This is a genomic window from Thermogutta sp., from assembly GCF_014359955.1.
Taxonomy (GTDB): Bacteria; Planctomycetota; Planctomycetia; order Pirellulales; family Thermoguttaceae; genus Thermogutta.
Map to the genome: position 1 here is coordinate 1 of NZ_JACIYL010000180.1, position 6,820 is coordinate 6,820.

The following is a 6,820-nucleotide window of genomic DNA, read 5'->3' on the forward strand; positions in this document are numbered from 1 at the left end:
GCACACCTGTCGTTCGCTCTTCAGGGCCTGACAGAGAACCTCCAAAGAGGACCCCTCCCGATGGTCACACCCCAGAAGCACATCCACCGGTTGGCCAACAAGTTCATTCTCGCGAAAACCAAAGATTTCTTCCGCCGCCTCATTGATCGACTGAATCGTTCCCGATTCGTTAAGCGTCACAATGGCGTCGGCCGCCTTGCGCATGATGGTTTGAATTTGATGGTAGTGCTCCTCCTGCTCCCGAAGCCGCTGCTCGCGCTCAGCCACCACACTAGCCACCGCCTCGGCATGCGAGGTCTTCAACGTGATCCGTTCGTTAAGGAGCTGCTCCACATGCTTTTCGGCCTGGAGAAGTTTCTCCTTCTGTTGCCATTCCAACTCCAAGAGCAACATCGTGAGAATCTCCGCGGCCGGCATGGCCGAGTCATCTTCGTACCAATCTCGCCAGCCATCCTCAGCATCTTCTTTCAACCAGTCGTTCTCAAGAACAGCAGCCAAGACTTGCGGGGGCAATGTCCCTCGAAGCGGCCAGACAAGAAGGAATGAGGAGGGCTCGTTGGGAACCGCCAGGCGGTGCGCTCCGACTGTGGGGTCCGCATGTTTCACCAGGTCAGCCAATTTGTCCCAAACAGCCGGGGCGAGTGTGTTGATAAGTGTGGTTGAGGCCGTCGGTCCATCCCCCGGGCAACCGAGTGACTGAACCCACAGGGCTTTGCACCGTGCCAGGAACCCCGAACCAGATGTTCTGAAAGGCTGGGAGAAATTTCCCACCTCGGGATCCTGCCATTTGTCCAAAAATTCGCTCAGGTTTTCGGGAATAATGCCATCCATTTGTCACCTCGCTTCCGGCCGTCTTGCCTGTCGGTGCCATTCGCGCGATCCCTTCCGCGGTGGTCTTCACACTCCACAAAACCGATCTGCCCCCCGCCCGTCACAATTCGTACAACAGCGCGTTCTGTGCTATTTCCCGATCCAGGTCTTCGGCCAGGACAGCAATATCTGCCTTTGTGAGACTCAATCCCTGAAGGGCCCACGTTGGTACCCGGACGAGGTTGATTCCCACGGAAGGCATGCCTTTCAGAGTACAGATGAGGTTGGCCACGGCCACGCAGCGAATGATGTTAATCTGCTCGCCGCGATAAAGGGCCGCATTGTGATGAAAGGCGATCGCCGTTCGCACATTTTCGGGAAATCCCCATGCTCGGGCGACCGCCTCGCCCAGCTCAGCGTGATCAAATCCCAGGAACTGTCGCTCCCATTCGCAGAGAGACTTCTCCGGCGTGAGCGCCATAATCATCTGACGAAACCTGGGGTGCACATACTGATCTTCAAGGATGATGCCGATATCGTGCAGAAGGCCAGCCAGGAACGCATCCTCGAAGGCGGCGATTTTGCACCGCATGGCAATCAACCGCGCGCAAATGCCCACCGAAACAAGATGTTTCCAGAGATTGGAGCGGCGGTAGGGCTCCACACCCATATCGTTGCGAAACATTTCCGCCACGCTTGCGGTGAGTGCAATGTTGCGGATCTGTTTCATCCCAAGATAGGCGATGGCCTGCTGGAGGTTGGTAATGCGGGTTCGCACCGCGTAGGCAGAGGAATTCACATACCGCAACACTCGTGCACTTAGGGCAGCGTCCGTTTCCATGACCTCTTTAAGGTCACTGGCGCTTGAATCGGGATCGTTCGCCACTTCCAGCACCCGCAGGGCAACTTGCGGAATGGTGGAAATATCGTGCACGCGACGGACCACGCTTTCCAGAGGAGAACCGGTTGACGAGGAAACGGTGGTCATCTCCAATATCCCCTTATCGCTCTGGTTGAAGACGGATGGGTCCTCACGAATCGACGCTGCCTGCCCTAGAAAGTATAGGTCACGCCGTGGGACACCGAGCGGGGCAGAGGCCAGGTTCTTGTGGCTCGATCCCGTGCCCAGTCACAGTTCCCGAGTCGATCTTGGCCACTCATTTCCTGACTTACAACCGCGACTGATCAGCATCCCCGGCCATACCACCGGCCGGTTCCTCTTATCCCGCAGAGGCAGATTTCGCGGGATTTTCGAGAAACGCCGATGAGGTTTCGACCTGTTCAAAACGAGCGACAAAGACGCAGCTTACCGAATCACGCTAACCTACTGAGTGAGCGATTCTCCCCAGCGAACGACCAAGCGATTACCCACTGCCAGGCCATTTCGTCCCCTCTCAGTTCGCCGCGAAATGTTCGCCGGAAGCTGGCTAAGGAGGCCCCCGCAGCACTGACTCCGCAGCGACGCTGCCGTTTGTGACCTATTGTTTAACTGAAGGGAAAAACCGGGAGGCCTGAATATTCCGTGCGATGACCAGAACTGCCACCCGGCAATGAGGGATCCCTGGAATGCTGCTATTCTAGGGACAACCGGCAGTTCTGTACTGCACTGAGAGGCCCGAAAGATTCCAAACGCTGGCGCCAAGCCATAGCGGCTGAAGGACACCTTCTGTGTAAAACACGCCGCGGAGGTTGTTCATGAACGGGCAAAATGAAACGGTGAAACCTGTTGTCCCGGACCCGCTTTTCCAGTCTGTTGCGACAGCGGTCTCTGGTGGAATGCCTCCGGCCAGCGAATCCGCGGAGATACAATCGCAAGCCGACGCCTCTGTGGCCTCCCTCGTCGGGGTACTGAGTCGGATCAATGAATGCTTCCTCCGATCCTCCAGTGACGAGGTGTATTCCGAAGTTCTTGACGAAATCCTCAAGGCCCTCAAAAGTGAGTACGGGATCCTTGGCTACGTCGACCGCTACCAACGCCTTGTCTGCCCGAGCCTCACGCGTCACGTATGGGATCGCTGCGAGATGGCAGACAAGAAGATTGTGTTTGAACTGGACGAACTGGGCGGTGTTCTCGCGCAGGTCATCAAGCAGCGGATCACCGTGTGTGTCAATCAACCAGTTCCGACTCCCTCCGGCCATGTCCCTATCACCCGCTTTCTCGGGGCGCCTCTCATCGTGCAGGATCGGTTGGTGGGGGTCATTTTTTTGGCCAATAAACCCAGCGATTACACGCAGGAGGACGTGTGTACCCTCGAAATGATTGCCCGATTTCTGGCCCCCATCGTCGACGCCCATATTCGGGAGGAGCAGGAAAAGGAAAAGCGAATTGAGTACGAAAAAAGACTCGCCATCCAGGCACAACAGTTGAAGCGGCGCAATCGTCAGCTTGAATGTCTGGCCGGGCTCAGCGATCTGGCAGAACGGGGAGCCTCTATCGAAGAGATGGTCGAGCTGACCAGCTATCTCCTAGCCGGAGTATTTCAGGACCTCCCAAACGTTTATTCACGGATCATTTTTCGGGGGCAGGTTTATCAGGCTGAATCTTACGAAGAAACCGAGCACAAACTGAGTGCTGCCATCTTCCTGGCGGATGAATACGTGGGGGCAGTGGAGATATGCTGTCCCAAAGAACTTCTCGATGACGAAGGCTTCGCCGTCTATCGCATGTTTGTCAACGAACTCGCGGAGCGTTTGAGCACCGTTTTGACGCGCAAGAAAGTGGAAGAGGAAATCCACGCTTTCCGGCGACAAACAGAACTGGTTCTGGAAGTCACACGCACGGGATTGAGTATCGTGGATCAGGAGTGCCGCTTGATTTATGTGGACCCCTGGCGGCGGGCTGTTTATGGAGACTATCGTGGCAAAACCACGCACGAGTATTTCTGTGGAACGACCGAACCCTGCTGGGATTGCCCCACCGCCAGGGCCTTGCGAACTAAAATGCGGGTGACTCAGGAACGGATCATGCCTCGGGAAGGTAACCGGCCGGTGCAGACCACCGCGATTCCTTTCCTGGCTCCCGACGGCAAGTGGTATATCAGCGAAATCACGGTGGACCTGACTGACCGCAAGCGCTGGGAAGATCGCCTGGTGCAGGCCGAGCGACTCGAAGCCATCGGTCACCTGGCCGAAATACTCTCCCGCGAGATGAATTCCCCGCTTCAGTACCTGGAGCATAATTTGCATTTCTTGCGCGAAACCTGGTGCGAGATCAGCAAAACGTTGCAGCAACTGGCAGCACGAGCACGCGGATCCCTGACAACATCCGAGGAAAGTCCCTTGGACGAAGAACTGCTTACTCGGGAGTTCCCCGATGCGCTCGAGGAAACTCTTGCAGGTGTACGGCGACTTGCCAAAATCGTGCAAACCCTCAGGACTTTCGCCCAACCTGATGAAACGGAAAAGACGATTCAGGACCTCAATGCTGTTATCCAGGCCGCTGTCGACGTAACGTACTCCCATGTATCCAAGGTTGCCGACATCGTGACTGAATTCGACAGCACCCTCCCGCGTATCCCACTAGCGGCGGGAGCCTTCGGCCAGGCGGTGTCTCACCTGCTTCTCGGAGCCGCCGAGGCCATCGAAAAACGCCGGAATCAGGATGGAAAGGGCCTCATCACGATCCGTACGCGCCGCCTGGATACCGATTGGGTAGAGATTGAGTTTTTCGATAACGGCGCTGGGATGCATCCCCAGGAACGGAAGAATTTTCTCGAACCCTACTTTGCCCATCAACCAGCCTCAGTTACATCCCGTCGCTCTCTGGTTCACCTGTACAGAGTGATCGTGGAAGGGCACCAAGGGAGTGTCGATGTGGAAAGCGAAGAAAACACCGGCACGCGGATTGTCATTCGGCTTCCTGCGCAGGACCTGCAGAAGGCAGAAGCCCACGCCTCCCACCTGACTCCTATCATCGCCAGCGAGCAAGCCGCCGCCCCACCAGATACAACGACTTTTTTGAACGGGAACGTTTCGCATATAAGCTCCGGCGAATAAGGTACTGAAGTCTCCGTCCCTGAAAAGAATCAGCAGGCAGACGAGATGAGCAGCGAACGCGACGCACTGGTTTTGGTTGTGGACGACGACGTTAATCTTTTGCGGGGCTTGACGCGCGTTCTTCGGCGTCAAACCTTTCAGCTTCTCACCGCGCGGAGCGGGGAAGAGGCCCGGGAAATTCTCAAACGATGGCCCGTCGATGTCGTTATCTGCGATCAGAATATGCCGGGAACACGGGGCACGGAGCTGCTTGCATGGATCGCGGAGCATTGTCCCCGTACGGTTCGCATCATCCTCACAGGGCAACCGGATCTGAAAACCGCAATCGACGCCATCAACCGCGGGCAGGTTTTTCGCTTTCTCACAAAACCGTGCAATGACTGGGACCTTGTGATGACGATCCATGACGCTCTGGAAGCCGCCCGCTCACCCACACCTCCTTCTTCGCGCCGACCGAATCATGCGGCTCCCTGAGAGCGAGCATGCGTATGGCATGACAAACGAATCAGGTCGATTTTTCCGAAAATCAGGTCCGGCAGCATCGTCTGGTCGATGAGCAGACAACCGACCCTTTCCGCCAGCTCGCGCGCACCGGATGTGAAAACACTGTTGGTGATCACCGCACATCCATGGCACTGATAAAAGGCCTTGCCGGAGTACGCCTCCTGCACAGCGTCATTGCCCACACTATGGGTGTATCCCTTGACCTGCACAGCCACCCTGTAGCCGTCCCGCTCGCAAATGATGTCCACGCCCTGATCTCCGCTTTTTCCCGTGTGGTGGACCCGGTAGCCCAACTCGTTGAGCACCTGCATGAGAAATCGCTCGAACATTTCACCGCGGAGCGACCGCCAATCCGCCGAGGCCAGAACGGCGAGACGGTGCAGTCGGGATCGGCGTATCTCCTCCAATGTATCGCGAACCGTCACGAATTCCTGTTCAATGCGCGCTAATTCTTCCTTCTTCCGGGCCAAGTCGGCCAGGAGCTGGGCACGCGATTCCAACAGCCGGGGCAACTCATTCGTTATTGTTTGCCTGAGTGCCTCCAAAGTGACGTCATTGGGAAAAGCGGAAAACAGTGCCACGATGCACCCGGCCATCAACCCCCCAACGGCCGCTGCGGAGCCCACCGTAATTGCCAGTCCCACAGCCAGCGTGATTCCTCCACTCATCCACACGAGAAATCGGATCCATCCCGGAAGCGCCAACCATTTCCGAATGGGACTCGCCCACTGTACGTAAAACAGCTTGAATTCCATCCAGAACTTCTTGCGGTCCAAGCCTGCCAGAGAGGAACGCAGCGAGTCGATTTGCTGCTTGATTTGAGACAGCTCTGCCTCCGCCCGTTGCAGGCTTCGCAGCGTGGCAGACTCCATTTCCATCAGTTGCCTTGGATCATCGGGCAGTTTCATGGCTCGCGATGTCCTTCCCCGATATGCTTTCGTCAAAAAGTGTTAGGCCAGGCCGTTCCCGTGTGGATCTTTCCGCCGAGGGCGGGAAGTGTCATAATCCAACGGGGCCGAATCGTGGCACGTTTTTTCCACTCTCAGGGAGATCCGCTACGGCGCGTAGACCTCCGTCTGTCAACCGTTCAGTTTTGCCAAAGGAGTTCACCCATGCGGTCATTACGAAACTCTCCGTCGGTGGTGCCGGTGCGCCACGGCGGTTTTGTGGTCATCGTCGCCGCACTTTGGAGTGGCCTGTATACGCCCTGTTTCAGCCAGGAAATCGTCCTGGAGAACCAATTCGTCCGGTATGTCGTCGGCCCCGATGGTCGAAATGTGAGCTTGACGGATAAACTCGGCCAGGGGGAACAACTCATCACAACTCAAACCGGCTACATCGTGACGTACCACCAGGCGGGGAAAACGTTTCTTCCCCGACGATGCATCAAAAACGGTGACAGACTCACCGCGGAATTCGAAAATGGCCGCGTCGTGCTGGAAGTTACGTCCCGGCTGCATCATTTTACGTTCCGCATCGCGTCGGTGGAGGGCAATCCCGAGGAAATTCG

The 6,820-nt window shown here is 56.6% G+C and carries 6 protein-coding genes; 3 read left to right on the forward strand and 3 right to left on the reverse strand.

The window, feature by feature from the left end; translation table 11 throughout:
* Together H5U08_RS07560 and H5U08_RS07565 are read right to left on the reverse strand one after the other, a co-directional pair.
* On the reverse strand, nt 1–831 hold an 831-nt coding region (locus H5U08_RS07560; RefSeq protein WP_297031800.1), incomplete at its 3' end, for a PAS domain S-box protein.
* 100 nt (nt 832–931) lie between these two features.
* Nucleotides 932–1,798: an HDOD domain-containing protein gene (locus H5U08_RS07565; RefSeq protein ID WP_297031803.1), complete on the reverse strand. Its 867-nt coding sequence runs from the start codon at nt 1,796–1,798 to the stop codon at nt 932–934.
* A 707-nt stretch (nt 1,799–2,505) separates the two neighbouring features.
* Here H5U08_RS07565 and H5U08_RS07570 point away from each other — a divergent pair.
* Together H5U08_RS07570 and H5U08_RS07575 are read left to right on the forward strand one after the other, a co-directional pair.
* Nucleotides 2,506–4,806 carry a GAF domain-containing protein gene (locus tag H5U08_RS07570; RefSeq protein ID WP_297031805.1) on the forward strand — a complete coding sequence of 767 codons (2,301 nt, stop codon included), beginning with the start codon at nt 2,506–2,508 and terminating at the stop codon, nt 4,804–4,806.
* A 45-nt stretch (nt 4,807–4,851) separates the two neighbouring features.
* On the forward strand, nt 4,852–5,280 hold the full coding sequence (locus H5U08_RS07575) for a response regulator (RefSeq protein ID WP_297031807.1): 429 nt from the start codon (nt 4,852–4,854) through the stop codon (nt 5,278–5,280).
* Here the strand turns inward: H5U08_RS07575 and H5U08_RS07580 are convergent.
* On the reverse strand, nt 5,265–6,218 hold the full coding sequence (locus H5U08_RS07580; RefSeq protein ID WP_297031809.1) for a restriction endonuclease: 954 nt from the start codon (nt 6,216–6,218) through the stop codon (nt 5,265–5,267). The genes H5U08_RS07575 and H5U08_RS07580 overlap by 16 nt on opposite strands.
* A gap of 204 nt (nt 6,219–6,422) precedes the next feature.
* Between H5U08_RS07580 and H5U08_RS07585 the strand changes: the two genes are divergently transcribed.
* Nucleotides 6,423–6,820 (forward strand): hypothetical protein (locus H5U08_RS07585; RefSeq protein WP_297031810.1); only part of this gene is annotated, 398 nt, incomplete at its 3' end.

What these genes read in the sequence shown, in the direction of transcription:
- H5U08_RS07570 (WP_297031805.1), top strand. Translation starts at nt 2,506, where the DNA reads ATGAACGGGCAAAATGAAACGGTGAAACCTGTTGTCCCGGACCCGCTT.
- H5U08_RS07575 (WP_297031807.1), top strand. Translation starts at nt 4,852, where the DNA reads ATGAGCAGCGAACGCGACGCACTGGTTTTGGTTGTGGACGACGACGTT.
- H5U08_RS07565 (WP_297031803.1), bottom strand. Translation starts at nt 1,798, where the DNA reads ATGACCACCGTTTCCTCGTCAACCGGTTCTCCTCTGGAAAGCGTGGTC.
- H5U08_RS07580 (WP_297031809.1), bottom strand. Translation starts at nt 6,218, where the DNA reads ATGAAACTGCCCGATGATCCAAGGCAACTGATGGAAATGGAGTCTGCC.